Consider the following 19529-nt stretch of genomic DNA (forward strand, 5'->3'; position numbering starts at 1 on the left):
TCCGTGGACAGCAACTATCGCGCGGTCAAGCATAGAGCTAGTTACAACACGTCACGTGGCCCTCAGAAGTGAACCGAACTGGCTTTCTCGGAAACAAGTTTTATGAGTTACGCCGCTATCTCTTAGGTGTTAAAAGTGGCAGACCAAATGTCCGCTATTTTAATTTTACGTTGCAACTTATACCCGCAACGGGCCAAAGCTGGTCTCGCTCACCTAAAATCCCTACTCTTCTGCACCCAACCCCCACCCTGCGCTCTGGCCACCCGCGCATCCTGTCCGGGTCCACCATTGCGGAACTCATCGCCGGGCATACGGGGCACACTGAGCGGCGTGTCACGCTCACCGATGCTGGCCAGAAGCGGCGAGAGATCGAAGATGGATCGGGCGATCAGGTGCACCACCTCGCCTTCGCGCTGGATATAGCCGTTGATGGCCACAAACGACGAACCATAGACGGCGGCCTTGTGGGTGGTAGCGACCTTCTCCCAGACCACCACATTGGCGTCGCGGGTCTCATCTTCCAGCGTCATGAACATCACGCCATTGGCCGAGCCCGGCTTCTGGCGAACGAGCACCATGCCCGCCACGCTGACGCTACGCCCATCTTTTGAGGCCATGGCGTCCGCGCAGGTCATCAGGCCACGTTGGCGCAACTCTTCACGCAGGAACGAGACCGGATGCGTCCCGAGCGTCAGGCCGAGGTGATTATAGTCTTCGACCACCCCGGCCCCGGCCGTCATGGGTTTGAGGATCACTTGCGGTTCCGGCATTGCAGACGTTTCCCCTGCCCCCGCCTCCAGATGGTCGAACAGGGGTAGAGGATCATCGCGCAGGGCACGGATGGCAAACAGGGCGTCACGGCGGTTCAGACCGAGAGCGGGAGAGAAGGCATCGGCCTTGGCCAGTTGTCGCAACGTCGCCACCGGTGTGCGCGCCCGCTTCCACAGATCGGAGATGGATGTGAAGGGGTGATCGCCACGGTGCAGGATCATCCTGGCGATGTCCACGCTCTTGAGCCCTTTAACGAGCCGGAAGCCTAATCGCACGGCGTAACGTCCCGGTCGGTGTGTCTCCTCCAGCGTACAGTCCCAACGCGAGGCATTGACGCAGACCGGGCGAACCTCCACGCCGTGTTCCTGGGCATTACGCACCAGTTGCGCGGGGGCATAAAAGCCCATGGGCTGGGAGTTGAGGAGCGCGGCACAGAAGACGTCCGGGTGATGGCATTTCATCCAGGAGGAGGCATAGGCGATCAGGGCGAAGGAATAGGCGTGCGACTCCGGAAACCCATAGGAGCCAAACCCTTCCAGCTGGCTGAAGATCTGCTCGGCATAGTCTTGTGTGTAGCCGTTTGTGAGCATCCCCTGCACGATCTCGTCATGGAATTTTGAGACGCCGCCGGTGTGTTTGAAGGTGGCCATGGCACGGCGGACCATATCGGCGCGCCCCGGCGAGAAGCCGGCTGCCTTGATGACAACCGACATGGCCTGCTCCTGAAACAAAGGCACGCCCAGGGTTTTGGAGAGGATCGCCTCTAGCTCCTTTGAGGGATAGGTGACCTCTTCCGTGCCCTCACGCCGTCGCAGATAGGGATGCACCATGCCGCCCTGTATGGGGCCGGGGCGCACGATGGCGACCTGTACCACAAGGTCATAGAAGGTCCGCGGCCTGGTGCGTGGCAGCATGGCCTGCTGGGCTCGGCTTTCGATCTGGAAGACGCCGACCGTGTCGGCCTTGCGGATCATGGCATAGGTGCGCGGATCTTCGGCCGGAATGGTGGCGAGGTCCAATTCTATGCCCTTGACCTCAGCGAGCATATCGAGCGATCGCTTCATGCACGACATCATGCCAAGCCCCAGGCAGTCGACCTTCATGAAGGCCAGGACATCGATATCGTCCTTGTCCCATTCGATAACTTGGCGGGCTTTCATCCGCGCGGGCTCGATCGGCACCAGTTCGTCGAGCCGGTCATGAGTCAGGACAAAGCCGCCCGGATGCTGGCTCAAATGCCTGGGCACGTTCATCAAGAGCAGGTGCAGGTCGATGGCGAGCTTCAGGCGCCGGTCATTGAGATTGAGTCCTAAGCCTTCGGCCTCGGCCAAAGTCATACCGCCCCGGTGCCAGTGGGTCACCTGTTTGGAGATCAGCTTGATCGTGTCTTCGGGATAGCCCATCACCTTGAGGACAGCGCGGATGGCCCCACGCGTGCGGAACCGCGTGACCACGGCGGTAAGCGCGGCGTGCGAGCGGCCATAGGTCTCATAGACCCATTGCAGCACCTCCTCACGCCGCTGGTGCTCGAAGTCCACATCGATATCGGGCGGTTCGCCCCGCTCTTCGGAGATGAAGCGCTCGAACAGAAGATCGTTGCGATCGGGATCGACGCTCGTAATGCCCAGTACGAAACAGACGCAGCTATTGGCGGCCGAGCCTCGCCCCTGACAGAGGATGTCCTGCGAGCGGGCGAAGTTGACGATGGCGTTGACCGTCAGAAAATAGGGCGCGTAGTTGAGCTTCTCGATCAGGGTCAGTTCATGGCGCAGAAGGTCGATGACCTTTTGCGGTACACCTTCCGGATAGCGCCGCTTCGCCCCTTCCCAGGTCAGTTTCTTGAGGGCGTCGATAGCCGATAGCCCTGGTAACAGCTTCTCTTCCGGATACTGGTATTTAAGCTCATCGAGGCTGAAACGGCACTGATCGGCGATCTCGACGCTGCGCCTTAAGGCCCCCTCGTAGCCCGGAAACAGGCGATACATCTCCTCGGGCGTCTTCAGATAGCGGTCGGCATAGCGGTGGCGCAGATCACCCAGGGCGTCGATGGTGCAGTTATGCCGTATGCACGTGACCACATCGTGCAACTGGTCGCGCTCATGGACATGATAGAGGACGTCATTGGTGACGACGGTGGGCACCCGCACCCTGGCCGCCAGGTTCGACAGTTCATGCAGGCGCAGATGATCCCCCTGCCGGCGGCGCAGCGTCAGCGCCACATGGGCGCGCTCGGCAAAAATGGTCTTAAATCGCCGCAGGCGCTGGGCGCAGACCTCGTCGGCCTCGTCCGGGAGGAAGATGCCGATCAGACCTGCGTTGAAGTCCTCGACATCCTGCCAGGTGAGGTCACAGCGCCCCTTGCCGCCCCGCGCCTTGCCCACCGTCAGAAGCCGCGACAGGCGCGCATAGGCGGCCCGGTCGGTGGGATAGACGAGCATCGAAGAGCCATCGCTCAGATCGAGGTGGCAGCCGACGATCAGTCGCACCCCCGTGGCTTTGGCGGCCACATGGGCGCGCACCATACCGGCGAGCGTGTTGCGATCCGCGATGGCCAGCGCCTCAAGACCCAGTGCCTGAGCCCGGACGAACAGCTCATCGGGGGATGAACAGCCCTGCAGGAAAGAGAAGTAGGACGCGCACTGAAGCTCGACATAAGGTGGCTGCATCAGTCGAACTTTCCGTGTAGATACCAGTTGAGAGAGCCGGTGCCCGTGTGTTCGCCGTCCCCGGCCCGGAAGACCCAGAACCGCTCGCCCGTGGCCGCTTCGAGGATATAGTAGTCGCGCACCTTGCCGGTCTCGGCATCGCTCACCCACCACTCCCCCTTGACCCGTTCGGGGCCATCGGCACAGACGACGCTGTAGCGCTGCCCGCGCCAGGTAAAGGCGCGCGGGGGATGATCGGGCAAGGCCGCGAGCGCCTGCACCGCTTCGGGGCGATAAAGACGCGCCGGGCGTCGATAGCGGGCATTGCGCGGGGAGCCGGTCCCTTGCGCCGAAGGCGCGAGCCGTCTGACCGAGCGCTCCGGGATATCGCTTGCGACCTCCACCGCGCGGTAAAGTCGGCCCTCGCCGTAGCGATTGCTGAGCGTATCCCACAGGTCTTCGACGTCCGGGCGCGCGGGTGCGGCAAAGCGCGTGGCGACCTGGGTGAAGGACAGCGGTTCGACCAGAGGGGCTGATAGAGTCATTTTGTCGATGCCGAAGCCCGGCTCGACGGTTTCGATCTTATCGACCAGCAGTTTCGACAGACGCTTGACGTCGCGCACCGGCTTGGCGGTGCCAACGCTTATGGTCTCGATGCGACTATCGACGCGCACAAAGTGCAGATCGAGCCGTCGTGCCCCAAGCCCCACCTCTTCCAGTTTCAGGCACAGGGATTCAGTCAAACGGCGGGTATATTTCTCAAGCGTGTCAGGTGCCCCGATGGGCTCAAAGAAAGCGCGTTCGACCGAGATCAGTTCGGGGACATGGACGGGCTCAATGGGCTCGGCCAGTCGCCCAAACGCCATATCGACGCGCCGCCACAGGTCGGGACCGTAGCGCAGCGCCAGCGGGGCGCGCGGCTTGGCGGCCAGTTCGCCGATCGTGTCGATGCCGATGAGGCGCAACTCCTCGACCGTCTCGGCCGGCAGGCGAAGCGCCGCGACCGGCAGGGGCAGGATCGCCTCGGTGGACTTACCCGCTGCAATGATCAGAGAGGACTTACCGGCAAAGCGCACCAGGGCGTGGGCGGCACCCCAGCTGTCTGCGACCGTGGCATAGGCGGTGATATGGAGGGCCTCAAGACGACGTAGCATATCGGAGACCAGAGCGGCCTCTCCCCCATAGAGATGGGCCGCGCCCGTGATATCGAGGATCAGACCATCGGGCGGATCAGCGGCCACCACGGGCGAGTAGAGCCGTAACGCCCAGACGGCGAGCTTTTCAAGCGCCTCGGCGTCACGCTCCACCTCAGCGTCACGCACCTCCAGTCCCTCGATCAGAACCTGCGCCTTGGCCACCGCCATGCCGAGTCTAACGCCGCGTTGATGAGCTAACGCATCGACTGCCGTGACGAGGCGTCGGCTGCCGACCTTGCCCTGCAGAACAAGCGCTTGCTCAAGCGGCAGCGCGTCCAGGCCTACAGCCCGGCGCAGACGATCGGTCCCCCAGAATGGCAGATAGAGGCTGAGGTAGCGGGCCATGACACCCTACACCGCCTGTCGCGTGAGAGGATCGACCCAGTCGGCCCAGGCTTCAAGCAGGGCATTACGCTCAGCCGTCAGGACGTCGAGCGGCACGGCCACAGAGGCCGAGCGACGAATGGGCTCGCTGAGGCCTGAAACATGAATGTCGTAGATCGGCTGATGACGGCTGACGCTGCCCCAGCCGCCCACCGTGAGCGTCTTCGTGTAGATGGGACTGACGGCTGAGATGGCCTGAAGACTGATCAGAAGATGGGACAGGTCGAACAGGCCCGGCGATACGCCGTCCCTGAGGTGATAACGCCGCCAGGCGGCCACGAGTTGCGCATGCGCGCGTCTGAGTGCGGCCCTTTCCTCGTCGGTGCCGTCCTCCGACTGGAACCACAGGGTTTGAGGCAGGCCCTGGATATGGACCGGGAAGGCCAGATGCGTGTCTTCATAAAGGCCGTTTGCCCATACCGGCCCGATAGCGACGAGGGGCGCCAGCGCCACCACCTTCCCCGCACAGGTGACAAGTTCACTCATGCGATATCCGCGTAATCGGTCTGATAGAGATCAACCACGTCGAGGATCTGGGGCGCGCGCGGCAATTGCGGCAGGGGCGAGCCATCGGCGTGGTATCTGTAGCCGGCCACATCGTAATAGACACTACCTTTGGGACCGATCTTCTGCACACAGGCCATATAGTCGCGCTCATGGCGGGCGACCGTGAGCAGGACGGCGGCCCCATCGAACAGGGCTAATCGGGTGTGTTCATCCGGTGTCTCAAACAACTGCATAGTTTCCCTCCTCTTAAGATGCGACCCGCAAGGTGTCTGGTCGTTGTGCGTCCGCGGACAGGCGGATACGCCCCTCCCCGTCACAGGCCTCGACCTCGAAATCATGACACTCGCCGCCGCGGGCCCGGATCAGTTCGAGCATCCAGCGCGCGCGTCCGACGCCGCGCACCGGCAAAGGTGCCGAGTTCAGTTCGGTCACGCGCCAGCGGGTAAAGGCGGCCGTGGGGCGGCCAAAGTCTTTGGCATCGACCTGCCGGCGCCAGCGGCGCACGATCAGGGCCAGCGTCCCGGTGCCCTCCGCCGCCATCAGAAGACGTTGCGAGGCGACACGGGAGAGATTGGCGAGTTCGCCCACGACCGCGGTGAGGCCGCCGTGGCGCAGGGCTTCCTCACAAGCCCCCAGCACGGCGGCCTCATCGCCGGCTTCGAAGAAGACGACCTTGTCATCGGTCAGGCCTGAACGGGCGAGCGCCGGGGCAAACAGATCAGGCTGCGTATAGGCCCATAGAACACGCCCCCCAGAGCGCGCCGCAATCCCGGCGGCAAAGGCAATGGCGGCGGCCCCATCTACCGCGCCATTGGCGCCACCAGCGATCTCGTGCAGGGCCCCAAAGGCCAGCCCCCCCTTGGGAATACGGGTGTCGATATCAGGAACGCCGAAGGGGAGAACGACGCGTCTGGGCGCACTGTGACCGCCGATATGGTCGATCCGGTCTCGCAAAGCGCTGAGGACGGCGGGGTTGGCAGCGGGCATGACATCAAGCATCCTTTCTGAACGCCAAAGATTATGTTCGCTTTTTGTTCTTTAATTCGAACAAGAGTCAATAGGCCGAGATCGGCGTCTGCGTGCTGCCAGAAACTGTCAGGGCACCAGATCGGAGCTGAATCGTGAGGAGTCACAACTCCTTAACGGCGGACTCTTAAGAAACAAATCAGGAACAAATTTCTGTGAATTGTCGAAATGCAGCTCCTGAGACGTCGATACAGAATGTTAATGTGTTGATTTTCTCTGAGATGCGAACGGAAACTTGGGCCGACGCACTTATCCCCTGAGTTCCATAGCCACACGCTCAGTTTTAACCATCTGGGCTTTCACCAAGGCCGCGGGCGCAGGTTTGCAGTAGAGGTAGCCCTGTATTAGGCGGCAACCGGCGAGTTCAAGCAATTCAGCCTGCCCCTCCGTCTCCACTCCCTCCGCCGTAATTTCCATAGCGAGGCCGTTTGCGAGGAACATAACGCCCTGAACAAGAACAGATGACTTGGTGCCGGTCACAAGATCATCAATGAGGCTTTTATCGAGCTTGATTTTGTTGAATCCGTATGCCTGAAGATAAGCAATACTGGTGAATCCGGTTCTAAAATCATCAAGTATCATCCGGATAGGCGCAGATGTTGCATAACATCGGGATCGACGCCGTCTTGTGCGAACACAAACCGATCAGGGCTGGACGGGTCTTCTACCGATTCCCGGGCATGTATCGCGTTGGCTTCCGTACGGCCTATTCCACATTATCGTCGAATGCCAGTATTTGCTTCTTTGGATTTTGCGAGCCTTTCTTCACCGATTCAACATGCGTGCTTGCGGTGACGACGGCCAGCGCCAATATCTCCTGGCTCAAGGGGGGATCTTAGAGGTGAGCCGGGAGACAAAGGCTGTGCACCTGAAAAGATACCGTACCATTGGTATCTGATTCGCGGCGAAAGTGCATACCGGCAATGTTAGGGCCTCGGTTCCGCCTAACCGGTGACCCGTCGCTAAGCCTGGGGGCAATTCAACTTCCTTAGGCTTGTCGAGGCGCCATGCTGCAATTGAGAGCGTTTATGCGGCCTTCAAGCGGTTGATGAAGTTTGCCACCTCTGCCTCGAGCGACGCGGCCTGATGGGCCAGAGCGCCGGACAGGCCGCGGAGCTGTTCTGACGCGACGCCTGTCTCTTGCGCCCCGGCCGAGACGACGCCCATCTGCGCACTCACCTCAGTCGTGCCAGATGCGGCGCGCGCCGTATTGGCCGCGATATCCTGCGTCGCCGCGCCCTGCTGATCAACCGATTCGGCGATGGACACAGTGGTTGCGCGGATCATTTCGATGGTCGACACGATGCGCCCGATCGATTCCACGGTAATATGTGTGGCTGACTGAATCTCGTTGACCTTTTCCGCGATCTCGTCTGTGGCCTTCGCCGTCTGCGTGGCCAGCGACTTGACTTCGGTCGCGACAACCGCAAAGCCTTTGCCAGCCTCCCCCGCACGAGCGGCCTCGATCGTCGCGTTGAGTGCCAGCAGGTTGGTCTGAGAGGCAATGGCGCGGATCAATTCGATGACATCGCCAATGCGCGACGCGGCCCCGCTCAGCACGCTTATGTTTTCATTCGTGGTGGCAGCCTCCTCAGCGGCAGAGGCAGCGACGGCGGCCGAACGAGAGACCTGCGCGTTAATTTGACGGATCGATTGCGACAGTTCCTCGGCCCCGGCCGCGGCGGTCTGCACATTGTCGGATGCAGACAAGGCCGCGTCGGTCACTGACCCGGCGACCTCTGTCGTGCGCTTCACGCTCTCACTGAGATTGGCGGCGGCTTGCGCCATGTCGCGCGAAGTGGCGTTGAAGCCCTGGGTCAGGTCCTGCACCCGCTCAATCAGCGTGCTAGCGAGGGTGTCCCGTTCACGGATGCGTCGCAATTCTTCGGCCTTGATACGATCCTGGCGCTCCGATAGCTCGCGGGCCTCGGCTTCAGCCGCGCGCGCGGCGCTCAGGGCGTCGTCGGCTTCAGCAAAAGCGCACTCCAGCGTATAGACCAGCCAGGTGAGGAGTGCGGTCTGGAGAACCAGAATGCCGGCATGCACGGTTACCCGCAACAGGTCCGGCTGGCTTGTCGGAAACACGGCGGCCGGCAAGAGAAAGTTGAGCCCCAAGTGGTGTACGGCCACGAGCCCAGAATAGGCAATCAGAGCGCGGGCGTCGCACCAGCCGGCGATCAGCGCCAAAGCCGCGAAGAAGTACATGTGCATGTCTATCTGGTAAGCGTGCCCATCAAAGACATAGACCATCAGCCCCACCATCGCGGCCAGTGCCATCGATGTAACCATTCGCGTGGTCGGCCCCGTACGGTCACGCCACCACTGCGCTGTGACGAGCCCACAGATCAGCGCGCCCGACAGTAGCGGCGTCATCACTGGGGCACCGGTGCCGAAGGCGACGGGGAGCACACCCAGAAGAACACAGTTAATCCACAGAAAGGCGATCAACGCGCCGCCAAAGCGGGTTCTGAGGGTAAGGAGGGCATCCATAGGCTTAGACCTTCGAAGAGGAGGACGGCAGAGTCCGGCAACCGGCGAGAAAGCGGGGGTTGAAAACAAGAACCGCGCCATTTGCATACAGGCGGCGGATGAAGCCCGGCTCGTAGGAACGGGCCAGCACGATACGACCCGACAACGCGACATCCTCAAACGCCCCGCCGGACTGAGCCACGAGGCGGCTGGTGGCTTGTTGCGAGGTGAAGGGCCAAGCGAGGACGCCGACCGTTTCGCCCTCGAGCGGCATGAGAGCGTTAACCGTCAGTAGCACCAGTCCTAAAGCGAAGCCGCCCGCTACTACACCGATATTCGGACAGTCCTGAGACTTAATTGAGCTTTCTAGGGGTGGCTTACGCATACTTGGCACTCGAAATGGAAAGATTCGTGGTGAACAGATTTCAGATAACGGCGATGCCATTAAAAAAGACTGAAAGTCGATGCGTGAAACATCCAGCTATGTCGGCGCGGTCGGCTACATTCCGGACTTGTGGTCAAGACGTTGCTGACGGCTTCCGGATAGGTCGACACAAAACTTCGCCAACCCGCCCGCCTTGCGCGAATCTACGCTGAATTCGCGCAGGCGTTACACCCTGGTGTTTAATCTTCCAATGTCGCCAGCTAGGGCGCGTGAAACGTCTCTGAGGAGGGTGTACAGATTAGCCGTTTTACGCACATGCCGACGCGTAATTATCTCCCGCAGTTAGCCAAACATGCCGTTCTTACACCGTCTCCATCGGCGGCGTTCGCGGCCGTGTGTCAGTGACGGGGAACCTACATATCCACTCACGGCTACCAAATCGGTGATGCTAGCGAATACGCGCGGAAATTAGGCGAGCTTAGCCCCTCGCGCTCGATGAGATCTTCTCAGCCTCCCGAAGTGTCATCAAGTTCTGGAATCACGCAATCCCCGACACGAAAACGGCCACCCGTGATGACCCGTGCGGTGATCCCGCCGTGTCCACGCACGGCATTATAGCCTCCGACCCCGAACGTCTCTTCCATGCGCGAACAGGGATGGCATTCGCCGGTATATTCCAGCACCGCTTCACCCAGCCTGAAGCGCTTATCTTTCAGCGCCAGCAGGTTGATCCCTGAGGTGACGATATTGCGCCGAAGCGCGTGCGCCTGCACGGACACGCCGAGGAAGCTTGCGATCGCATTTATGTCCTCCTGCCCGATAAGCGTCAGGTGCCGGTTGCCACTTCGTCCCTGATAATGGTCACCGATTAAGCCAACCTCAGGTGACAGATGGGCCTCGTCCGCAGCGATAATCTCTCCCCGCCGCTCCGGCCGCAAACCTATCCACTGCACCGTGCCGGGACGCACCGGAGCCCGCAGAAGATGAGCGAGACTGGATTTGGGATGAAAGGGCATGGTGGGGGACATCGGTCACGGGCAATTTTGGCCGTCAGCCTAGTCGCGTACAGGCGCATTCTCCAGCTTTAAAGATCGCAAAACTGAGGCTGGCCGCGATCTCCCTCAGTGGTGGGCCGTCTCTGCTACTGACCTGACACAATCGTAACTGGTCTTCACGCTCCTCTTCCGTTAACCCTAATATGGGCGCGTCAATCGGGGCTAACGAACATTGACCGAGCAGATTGAGGAAAAGCTGGCGTCTCTGACGCAGCGGCAGAAAGAGGTGATGCGGCTTATCGCCCGCCATTACCGTGACAAGGAAATCGCGCGGATTTTGAACATCAGCGAGCACACGGCGCGCGCTCATGCCGACGCCGTGCGCGACAAGTTGGGCGGCATTAGTCGGCGGGAAGCCGCCCGTTTTCTCAGTGACCACGCAGACGTTTTGGGCATCCCCCCTGAACGGGAATATCAGTCATCGGGAATAGCGCAAAACGCCCCTGAATCGTCATCCTCCGGTCATCCCTCCCCTATCGGAGATACCGATGACCCACTCCTCGATTCCCTCAACGCCCCCTTACCCGCAGTCGGTCACGATGCAGTGGGCGCACATCGAGACCGCACTCAAATATTTGGCAGTACCAGAGAAGGCGCATCTGATCAGCGAAACGCTTTCGGCGATCCGGCAGGAATACCAGACCACGCCAGAGAAGCTCGTCTTTACCCTGATCTCAGCCTGCGCCTGGCTCACGGACGAGACGGCGTCCATGGCTGGCTCGCCCAACTCAACCTCCTTCAGTGGTCACTTCTGACTCTGGGACTAACCCTGTCCGTCGTGCTGATCATTGGCGGTGTGATGGGGGCCCTGATCGGAATTTTCCAGGCCATTCGCGAACTCAGCGGCCAGACCGGATAACCTGTATCCGGCTGGGCGCATAACCCAGCCGGTAAGAGACCGGCCCTAACTGGAGACCTGATGATGAAACGATCGGAAATGGTATTGGCTGGCGCTGAACGTCTCTTTCAGACCGAAGAGGCTGTCGATCGCGCGCTTACAGAAACAGGCGAGATGCTTGCCGCCCTGCTGCGCATGCGGATGGCTGGCGGCCTGTCTGCTGTGATGGGACAGGAAGCGGTCGAAGGCATCATTAGCAGCGCCAACGCGCTGGCCCAGGCCCGACGCGAAATCATCACCGTGCACGGTCACCTCAATGAGGTCAAAACCCAGATGGGTTGTGCGACTGTAGCCGTGGGAACAGGTAACTCCAAACCTATCACTGGCAATGCCGAGGTACATACCCAGGCTCGGGAAATCGAAAACCAGTGAATGCGAAAACGAAACGGAGAGACTATGCTGCTCTTGCATTTAATTTGGATTTGGGCGGGGCACATCACAGTCATCTTATGTGGTAGTTTAGCCATCTGGCGGGGCGGTTGGGCTGAAAAGTCCACCGCCATAGTCATTTGGGCCGCTTGGATTACGACACCGCTATTGCAGCAACAAAATCATGACCCCGGCGCACTCACAGCGATACTTGATGGCGCGGTCACCCTCTTCGCTTTCAGCGTATCATGCTATTCCCGTCGCATTTGGACGCTGTTTATGACGGCGTTCATGTTGGGGACCTTTCTTACCCATTTCGTCGGTCATCTTATACCAAACACCGGGTATTTTGCTTACATGACGACTATGGGATTGCTTGGCGGCTATGGCGTCGCGCTGACACTGGGAGGCGCGGCGCTGGAAGCAGAATATTTACGAAAGAAATCCACACTGCACGCCTGAGGTGTAAGGGCTGACACCCTTACACCAATGAAACTAAGCTGGGTTTCTGCTTCTTGGTATGCGGGGTCGCGTTCAGGTCCATGTCTCATCCCCATTTCATTGACGTTCAGGTCGGCAAACGTCTTCGCGCGTTTCGCGAAGCCCAAGGGCTCTCACAAACAGACTTGGCCAGTGCCTTGGGCATCACTTTCCAGCAGGTCCAGAAATACGAAAGCGGTCACAACCGCATCAGCGCGTCGAGGCTACATGCCGCGGCCTGTTTCCTGAAAGTGCCGGTGTCCGACTTCTTTGAGGGCCTGGATGACATAGCGCCCGAAGGTCTGTCTGAGTCAGAAGCCAGTATCTGGGCCTTCACGCGCACCTCCGAGGGACAAAGGCTTTCCCGGTATTTCAGTCAGTTGAGCACGCCCATGAGACGCAGTGTTGTCTCCGTGGTCAAGGCTCTGCTCGCCGAACAGAAAGAGTAAAGCGGTTTCGGTTGGAAGGCGTCTTCGCTCTTCGTCGAACTATCTGACCGGCGCAAGCTTCGCCGACTCGATATGCCAGCGGCACCGAGCCTGATAAAATCGTTTCAAATATCTGTTTTTATATCGTTATGATTCCTCCAAAAAAAAATGTGTGTTCAAGAATGTGCTTACGAACATGCGGAAAAGTTGGGTATCAACCCAGTGTCCGCCATTCAGCGTGGCGGAGGCCTGAAAACGGCACGAGATGCCGGTGAGGAAGCCATGCACCGCATCACGTCAGCGCGCTGCAGCTGTGTTCACATACAATGTGGATGTTCCGGCAGGTTCTGACATGCTTCTTGAGCGATTAAAAAAGTTCGCTCGGTGTGGAACTCGCGTCCAAGCTAGATTTGAGGCTATTAAGCAAAAACATCGGGAAGATATATGCGATAACGTCCTTAAATCAGGAAGCCCCCGTTTCAATCGCAGCCTCAAAGCCACCGTTGGCTTGTTTGAAGGTCAACTCCCAGCCGTGCAGTCGGGTGATTTGCTGCGCCATGGCAAGGCCGAGACCTACGCCTGCAACCGGCACCTGCCCGGCGAAGGGCTGACGCGCCTCATCCCCTCTGACAAAGGGTTTGGTCAGTAGTTCGGCCTGTTCCGGGTGGATCCCCTCGCCCTGATCGCGCACCCCAAAGCGAAGCCCCTCTTCGGCAATTATGGCAAAGACCGTCACCGGCGCCTGTCCATAGCGTAAGGCATTCTCGATGAGATTACACAGCAGACGCCGCACCGCTTCGCGGCGCCCCGTGAGTATCTGTTCAGTGTCAGGCAGGCTGATCTCCACACCCGCCTGGGCGTAGTCGGCAGCCGCCGAACTTATCAAGGCATTCAGCGAGAAAGGTTCGACCGCTTCCGCTTCAAATCCTCTGGCGAACACCAAAAACTGCGAGAGGATGCGCTCAATAGTGTCCACCTGACGTTCCGCGGTGAGACGCAGGTCTGTATCCGCGATGGAGGCCATATCCAGCGCCAGCCGCAGCTTGGCGAGGGGCGTGCGCAAATCATGCGAAATCCCCGCCAGCACCAGCGCGCGATTATCCTCGATCTCGGTCAGGCGCCGGGTCATGCGGTTGAAGCTGCGGCTAAGTTCGGCGATCTCCACCAGGCCCTGCTCCTCAAGCATCTGCGGTTTCTCGCTGACATGAACCCGGTCGGTGGCGTTTTGCAGCGCCTCCAGAGGGCGCAGCAATTGCCGCGACAACCAGACGGCCGCCGCAGACGCCAGACACACGGCGATCACCCCCAGCCAGATAATCATGCCCGTTGGCGCATAGAAGGGCGTGGATTTCAGACCAATCCAATAGGGGGTGCCGCCCAGAAAGATCTGAACCCACAGTTTGCCCCTTGCATCTGTGCGCCAGTCTAGATGCGCCTGGCCGTTCAACCGCTCCGCCAGACTGCGCATAAAGGCGCGTTCCATATACCGCGGCCGGGGACCCGTGCGGTCTGGCGGTTTATCCCCCTGCCACAGCGCCAGATAGCTCGACGACTCCAGCCGCTGGATCAGTATGGGGCGGGCTTCGACGGGCAAGGTGTCGTAGGTTTCGGTCAGCACCGCCACGTTTTGTGCCAGCATGGCCGCTCCGCGGTCGATCTGAGGACGCACGATCAGAAAGGTCATGGCGGCGACGGTCAGGACCTGACTCACCGCGACAATCAGTATGGTCCCGGCGAGGCTCTGAAAGCGTAGCGAACGTAGCGGGATCACAGGCTTTTACCGTCCGGCGTGAAGACATAGCCATGCCCCCATACCGTCCTGATCCACACCGGATTGGCCTGATCATCTTCGATGATCCGCCGCAGCCGCACAATCTGCACGTCCACGGCGCGATCTGTAACTTCGGCATCGCGCCCGAGGGCGAGATCAATAATGCGCGCCCGCGACAGGGGCCTGCCAGCGTGCATCACCAGTGTCTTCAGAAGAGAAAATTCGCGCGTAGACAATTCGACCCCCTCGTCACCGCGCGTCAGTTGCATCCGCCCGATATCCAGCCGATACGGCCCAAAGCGTACCACCTCGGATGCAGCGGCCCCCGTCGGCTCTCCGGGGACGAACAAATGACGGCGGCGCACCGCTTCTATACGCGCCAGAAGCTCACGCGGCATAAACGGCTTAGGCAGATAGTCGTCCGCCCCCATCTCCAGCCCCACCACGCGATCGACCGGATCGCCGCGCGCGGTCAGCATGATAATCGGCGTGGTGTCGCCTTCGCTGCGCAATCGGCGGCAAACCGCAAGCCCATCTTCACCGGGCATCATCAGATCGAGAATGAGCAGGTCGAAAGTTTCGCGGGCCAGCAACCGGTTGAGGCTTTCCGCATCCGGCACGCAGCGCACAGAATAATGGTTTTCCGTCAGATAGCGTTGCAGGAGCGCACGCATTTCCTGATCGTCGTCAAGAACAATGAGCCGGCCCTTTTGCGTCGTCATCTGCGCGTCATCCCAGTTCGCCCGTGTCACAGGCTAATTTACAGCTCTTAAAAAAAGCTGCACCCGCGCAGATGTTACAAACCGTTACGCTAGGCGCGGCCTGTAACCGGCTGTCGCAACAGAGCCCGAAGACGACATCACGGCGTAACAGGTCGGCGACGATGATGAGGGGGTAGTCGCGTTCCCCTTCCCTTCCCCATCTCGTACAAAGGATACCTCAATGAAGAAATTTTTCTCTGCGTCGCTGGTTGCCGGCCTCTCTACCCTCATGCTGACCGGTCTGTTCGTCGCCCCCGTCCATGCGGCCGAAGGCCGTGTGAAGGCCCGCGGCGCCAACGGCATGGTCGCCGCCGGTACCCATAATGGCAACAGCTATGTGCGTGGTCACGGCGCCAAGACCAATTCCGACGGTTCGACCACGACCGGATCGGGCGCGGCCTTCAAGACCAATACCGGCGCCGCCGGGGCCCGCGGTTCGGCCACGACCTACAACCCGGATGGCTCAGTCGAACATGAGGGCGGTTTCGCGACCTCCGGGGCGCGCGGCAATGTGAATTCGCAAGGTGGCTTCACCCGCAATGCCGACGGCACCTCGTCAGGGTCGCGCACCACGAATGCTACCAATGCCCAGAATGGCAACAGCTACACCGGCACCACCACCTATGATTCCACCAATGGCGTCTCGCGTCAGTCAAGCTGCAAGGACGCCAGCGGTAACGCCATCGCCTGCCCGACGCGCTAAAGACTGCCCCCTGTCGGGCCGTTTTCCCCGGACGTGCCCGAGTGCGCAAGCAGCGATATGGCCCCGCCCGCATCCCCCGTGTCGGGCGGGGCCTTCTTCACTGGCTTAAGGATAATGCTATGAACTCTCGCCCATTTTTTTTCCTCTCGCTTGCCCTTGTCACCGCCTGGCCAGTGTCAGGCCTGGCTCAGCCCTCCCGACTGGACCCTGACAGTGTGGCTCAACGCATCGAAATGGCGGACCTCAACCACGATGGGATGATTACCCGTCAGGAATTCCTCTCCTATCGCAGTCAGTCGTTTTCAAAGTTCGATCGCAATCACGATGGCTCTCTCACTACCGCCGACCTGCCTGCTTTTGCCCGCCAGTCTAAGCGGGGAGGGGCTTTTCTGGAGATGATGGCGAGCTTCGACCGCAACCATGACGGCCGCGTCAGCCGCACCGAATTCGTCAATGGGCCTACCCCTGTTTTCGACAATACCGACACCAACGGCAATGGGGTCATTGACGGCTACGAACTGAAACAGCTCAAGGCGAAAGGCTAGTCGCATGTACAAGAGCGCCCCACACCTGTCCGATCCTCTCACGGCAGCCCCTGTGCTGGTGACCCTGGCGGGACTGATCCTTATTGAAGCGACCATTGTCGTGCTGGCCTTGCGGCGCGGCTATGACACCGGCGAAGCCGCCGCGTCCGTTGCTGTTGGGGTAGGCAATATCCTGACCCGATCGGTCAACCGTGTGTTGATTGCGTTTGTTATGTCAGCGGTCAGCGAACTGGCCCCCTGGCAGTGGGAGATCACCTCAGCATGGACGTGGGTGGCGGGCTTTGTCGGGGTGGAGTTCTGCTATTACTGGATGCATCGGCTGGGTCATAGGGTCTGGTGGATGTGGGCCTCTCACGGCGTTCACCATTCCGCCAGCCATTTCATCCTGCCTTCGGCCATGCGTCTTTCGTGGACAGGGGTCCTGTCCGGAGAATGGCTGGTGTTCTTGCCTCTGGTTCTGATCGGTTGTCCCCCGATGGTGGTGGCTACACTTCTGGCGCTGAACCTGCTGTATCAGTTTTTCCTGCACACAGAACTGTCACCGCGCTGGGGTCCGCTGGAATACGTACTGAATACCCCCACCCATCACCGCATCCACCATGCGTCCAATGCGGCCTACCTGGACAAGAATTTCGGCGGTGTGCTGATTGTGTTTGACCGGCTGTTCGGCACCTTTGCGCGCGAAGAGGGCAATGAACCACTCCGCTTCGGCCTGACCACGCCCATTGACAGCCACAACCCGTTCGTCATTGCCTTTGCGGGCTGGGGACGCCTGTTCAAAGCCGTGAAAAACGAAAAAGGAGCCGTCCTTCGCCTGCGTGTTCTATTTGGCCCTCCGCGCGACTGAGTTGCAGACGCTTCAAGCATACGAGGTTGGCATTTGCCCCCTAGACTTGGGGAGAAATGGCAATTCCATCCAAAGTCATCTGGATCTAAGCTCCTTTTTGAAGCCATGAATCCAGAGCCGTTCGGTAACGTCAGCAAAACCGCATTTGCATCCCGGACTTCAGCGTCAGGATCCCATCTGCGCAAAGCCCGCTTTGAACCGCGGTAAGGACTGGTTGGGCGGACCGTCCTCGCCCCATTGCGACCAGGCGGTGCCGTAATCACGCGCGTTGATGGCCGAATAATAGAGGCGGACGACCGCCGCAGCCGCTTGCGCACTTTTGGGATCGAGTTGGCAATCGGCGATCGGTGCGTCCTTATCGTCGAACAGCGCGCAACTGCGGGCAATCTCATCGGACATCAGGGCGCAGCTGTTGGCGACATTGCAGGGCGGATGCGTCGCCGGAGACACATTCCGGCAGCTCTTCGCAAGACGCTCGGCCGCCTTTGCGCCGATTTCCGTTGAACAGGCCACAGGTCCCTCCGCCTCGATCACGGGCAGGGTTTCAAGCTTTGTACTCGAAACCTGGGCCGAAGCCGCCACGGGGTCGACGATCTCTATGCCGCCCGAGGTCGTGCCGGACTCTGCCCGAGACGCCGTATCGGGTGCCTCGCCCTCTCGCGCGCCGCAGGCACTCAGGACGCACAAGGCCGCCATCAAAACGGGGCTCAGGACTATAGGCTTCATCGGTCGCTCCTCTCGGCGGCTGTGGGCTTCCTATAGCGCACTTTGCAAATAAGCCATTCCCCTCTGAGATAAGGCGGTTTTACCCTTACGCCTGCACCTCAGAGTGAACCTGCACAGACCAATTGGTGATCCGATCCTTGCGAAACGTGCGTTCTTCCTGCCGGTTGAGACAGACGCCTTCGATATAGGCACCATGGCTGCGCCAGTTGGAGACGCGACGCTCGGTGACCACCCCATCGCGATCGGCGTAGGTGAAGGTGGCAAACTCACCCTCTTCGCCCTCGATCCAACGCGGATCCATTGCGGCGAGGTCGCGATCATGCTCATCGAGCGTCCGCGCGACCTCCGGGTCGGCCCGCTTGTATTTCGAGGGATTGCGCAGGGCCTCGGCCGGTGCCTCGCGCCCTTTGATGGCGATCAGATAGGTCAGGGCCACGCCCGCGATAAGCCCTGCCACAAAGGCGATCAGTGTCGTTACGGTCATCACTTGCCTCCCCGAACGAGATCAATGGCGATCGGCCAATGGTCAGAGGTGCCAGACCCCTTGCCGGTTTCGGCGTTGAAACGGAAGGCCTTCGGTCGCATGACCTGATCGCGATCGTCCCACTGCAGTTGTTCAGTGTCGGTCAAAACGGTGCGGAAGGTCTTGGTATCAATGGCCCAGTCCTGGCTCGCCCCGCTGGCCTTCTGGGTGATGACGTCGAGATAGGACCAGGTCTTTTCGCGACCATAGAACTGGCTGCCGTTGCCCCGGCAGGCATTGTCCAGTTGGGCGGGCAGTACCCAGCCGGTAAGAGCGGCTGCAAGCCCTTTGCGTTCCTCGGGCGCACAGTTGAAATTGAAGTCGCCGGCCGCAAGGATGACGTGGCTCTGCGGCAGTTTGGCGGCCAATTTCGCTATCGTCTGGGCCGCGATTTCACGGCACAGGCGTGGATTGCCGCCCGACGGCAGATGTCCGCCAAAGAGGGTCAGCGTCTTGCCGTCGGGCAGAGCGAGATCGACCTGCAGAAGGTCGCGGGTTGTACCGGCCGAGCCATCGCGGCTCTTGCAGTCAGACGCCTTTGTCAGATCCACCGGGAAAGATTTAGGTGTAAAGCCATTGGCCAGAGGCAGTTTGGACAGAAGAGCGACCTTGATCCCACGCTGATCGGGCTTCGGGGCGGGACGGTTGGGATCGGCATCCAATAGCACCGCCGTCACATAGGCGGCACCGGCGTTATTCAGTGCGCCTTTGATCGCCTCAAGGCTCGCCTGGCTTTCCACCTCGGTCAGGACGAGAACATCCGGCCCTCGCCCGAAATCAAAGCGCTGGATGACGCGCGCGACGTTTGCAGCTTTGGCCGACACCCAGGCGGGGGTGTTGATGACCTCGTTGCTCGAGCCATTGGGCATCCGGGGGTCGTCTTCGGCGTCAAAGAAGTTTTCGACATTGTAGGTCATGACGGTCAGGCGCGGTGCAGCCTCCTGCGCGGCAGCGCTGCCCGCAACGACAAGGCTCAACAGGCCGCTCACCAGCCAGGGGGCAGTTTTCAGGGTCATGACGGGCTCCTTTGATGCTGGCTC

General features: G+C 60.3%; 21 protein-coding genes. 7 read left to right on the forward strand and 14 right to left on the reverse strand.

Features of this window, described 5'->3' with window-relative positions:
- Positions 1–209: 209 nt before the first annotated feature.
- The 9 genes from ACK8OE_RS04830 to ACK8OE_RS04870 all read right to left on the reverse strand — a co-directional run bounded on the left by ACK8OE_RS04830 (position 210) and on the right by ACK8OE_RS04870 (position 10399).
- Positions 210–3437 carry an error-prone DNA polymerase gene (locus ACK8OE_RS04830; protein ID WP_410271623.1) on the reverse strand — a complete coding sequence of 1076 codons (3228 nt, stop codon included), beginning with the start codon at positions 3435–3437 and terminating at the stop codon, positions 210–212.
- A complete protein-coding gene (locus ACK8OE_RS04835) occupies positions 3437–4957 on the reverse strand; it encodes a Y-family DNA polymerase (RefSeq protein ID WP_410271624.1) in 1521 nt (506 codons plus the stop codon). Before ACK8OE_RS04835 ends, ACK8OE_RS04830 begins: the two co-directional genes overlap by 1 nt.
- A gap of 6 nt (positions 4958–4963) precedes the next feature.
- Positions 4964–5482: a hypothetical protein gene (locus tag ACK8OE_RS04840; RefSeq protein ID WP_410271625.1), complete on the reverse strand. Its 519-nt coding sequence runs from the start codon at positions 5480–5482 to the stop codon at positions 4964–4966.
- Entirely contained in the window at positions 5479–5736 is a 258-nt protein-coding gene (locus tag ACK8OE_RS04845) for a hypothetical protein (protein ID WP_410271626.1), read from the reverse strand. Before ACK8OE_RS04845 ends, ACK8OE_RS04840 begins: the two co-directional genes overlap by 4 nt.
- A gap of 13 nt (positions 5737–5749) precedes the next feature.
- Entirely contained in the window at positions 5750–6490 is a 741-nt protein-coding gene (locus tag ACK8OE_RS04850; RefSeq protein WP_410271627.1) for an ImuA family protein, read from the reverse strand.
- 288 nt (positions 6491–6778) lie between these two features.
- Positions 6779–7111, reverse strand: coding sequence for an EAL domain-containing protein (locus ACK8OE_RS04855; protein ID WP_410271628.1), 333 nt, complete (start codon positions 7109–7111; stop codon positions 6779–6781).
- 444 nt (positions 7112–7555) lie between these two features.
- A complete protein-coding gene (locus ACK8OE_RS04860) occupies positions 7556–9019 on the reverse strand; it encodes a methyl-accepting chemotaxis protein (protein WP_410271629.1) in 1464 nt (487 codons plus the stop codon).
- 4 nt (positions 9020–9023) lie between these two features.
- Positions 9024–9383, reverse strand: a complete 360-nt coding sequence (locus ACK8OE_RS04865; RefSeq protein ID WP_410271630.1) for a hypothetical protein — start codon at positions 9381–9383, stop codon at positions 9024–9026.
- 506 nt (positions 9384–9889) lie between these two features.
- Positions 9890–10399: an MOSC domain-containing protein gene (locus tag ACK8OE_RS04870; RefSeq protein ID WP_410271631.1), complete on the reverse strand. Its 510-nt coding sequence runs from the start codon at positions 10397–10399 to the stop codon at positions 9890–9892.
- A gap of 211 nt (positions 10400–10610) precedes the next feature.
- Here ACK8OE_RS04870 and ACK8OE_RS04875 point away from each other — a divergent pair, with 211 nt between their 5' ends.
- The 4 genes from ACK8OE_RS04875 (at position 10611) to ACK8OE_RS04890 (ending at position 12634) form a co-directional block, all read left to right on the forward strand.
- The gene (locus ACK8OE_RS04875) at positions 10611–11297 is read left to right on the forward strand and encodes a response regulator transcription factor (RefSeq protein WP_410271632.1); all 687 of its coding nucleotides are present in this window, start codon (positions 10611–10613) and stop codon (positions 11295–11297) included.
- Between the two features lie 60 nt (positions 11298–11357).
- On the forward strand, positions 11358–11708 hold the full coding sequence (locus ACK8OE_RS04880; protein WP_410271633.1) for a hypothetical protein: 351 nt from the start codon (positions 11358–11360) through the stop codon (positions 11706–11708).
- A 24-nt stretch (positions 11709–11732) separates the two neighbouring features.
- Positions 11733–12167 (forward strand): hypothetical protein, encoded by a 435-nt coding sequence (locus ACK8OE_RS04885; protein WP_410271634.1) that lies wholly within the window; start codon positions 11733–11735, stop codon positions 12165–12167.
- 80 nt (positions 12168–12247) lie between these two features.
- Positions 12248–12634 (forward strand): helix-turn-helix domain-containing protein, encoded by a 387-nt coding sequence (locus ACK8OE_RS04890; protein WP_410271635.1) that lies wholly within the window; start codon positions 12248–12250, stop codon positions 12632–12634.
- 442 nt (positions 12635–13076) lie between these two features.
- Here the strand turns inward: ACK8OE_RS04890 and ACK8OE_RS04895 are convergent, their stop codons facing one another.
- Both ACK8OE_RS04895 and ACK8OE_RS04900 read right to left on the reverse strand, forming a co-directional pair.
- Positions 13077–14384 (reverse strand): ATP-binding protein, encoded by a 1308-nt coding sequence (locus tag ACK8OE_RS04895; protein ID WP_410271636.1) that lies wholly within the window; start codon positions 14382–14384, stop codon positions 13077–13079.
- Positions 14381–15106, reverse strand: a complete 726-nt coding sequence (locus tag ACK8OE_RS04900; protein WP_410271637.1) for a response regulator — start codon at positions 15104–15106, stop codon at positions 14381–14383. Before ACK8OE_RS04900 ends, ACK8OE_RS04895 begins: the two co-directional genes overlap by 4 nt.
- Positions 15107–15326: 220 nt before the next feature.
- Between ACK8OE_RS04900 and ACK8OE_RS04905 the strand changes: the two genes are divergently transcribed.
- The 3 genes from ACK8OE_RS04905 (at position 15327) to ACK8OE_RS04915 (ending at position 17240) form a co-directional block, all read left to right on the forward strand.
- Positions 15327–15848, forward strand: a complete 522-nt coding sequence (locus tag ACK8OE_RS04905) for a hypothetical protein (RefSeq protein WP_410271638.1) — start codon at positions 15327–15329, stop codon at positions 15846–15848.
- Positions 15849–16063: 215 nt separating this feature from the next.
- Complete coding sequence (locus ACK8OE_RS04910; protein WP_410271639.1) at positions 16064–16393, forward strand: EF-hand domain-containing protein; 330 nt, start codon at positions 16064–16066, stop codon at positions 16391–16393.
- A 4-nt stretch (positions 16394–16397) separates the two neighbouring features.
- Positions 16398–17240 carry a sterol desaturase family protein gene (locus tag ACK8OE_RS04915; RefSeq protein ID WP_410271640.1) on the forward strand — a complete coding sequence of 281 codons (843 nt, stop codon included), beginning with the start codon at positions 16398–16400 and terminating at the stop codon, positions 17238–17240.
- Between the two features lie 165 nt (positions 17241–17405).
- Here ACK8OE_RS04915 and ACK8OE_RS04920 read toward each other — a convergent pair whose 3' ends face one another.
- The 3 genes from ACK8OE_RS04920 to ACK8OE_RS04930 form a co-directional block, all read right to left on the reverse strand.
- On the reverse strand, positions 17406–17966 hold the full coding sequence (locus tag ACK8OE_RS04920; RefSeq protein WP_410271641.1) for a hypothetical protein: 561 nt from the start codon (positions 17964–17966) through the stop codon (positions 17406–17408).
- An 85-nt stretch (positions 17967–18051) separates the two neighbouring features.
- Entirely contained in the window at positions 18052–18450 is a 399-nt protein-coding gene (locus ACK8OE_RS04925) for a hypothetical protein (protein WP_410271642.1), read from the reverse strand.
- Positions 18450–19505 carry an endonuclease/exonuclease/phosphatase family protein gene (locus tag ACK8OE_RS04930; protein ID WP_410271643.1) on the reverse strand — a complete coding sequence of 352 codons (1056 nt, stop codon included), beginning with the start codon at positions 19503–19505 and terminating at the stop codon, positions 18450–18452. Before ACK8OE_RS04930 ends, ACK8OE_RS04925 begins: the two co-directional genes overlap by 1 nt.
- Positions 19506–19529 lie beyond the last annotated feature (24 nt).

It is taken from the genome of Asticcacaulis sp. W401b, from assembly GCF_046503825.1.
Classification (GTDB): Bacteria; Pseudomonadota; Alphaproteobacteria; order Caulobacterales; family Caulobacteraceae; genus Asticcacaulis.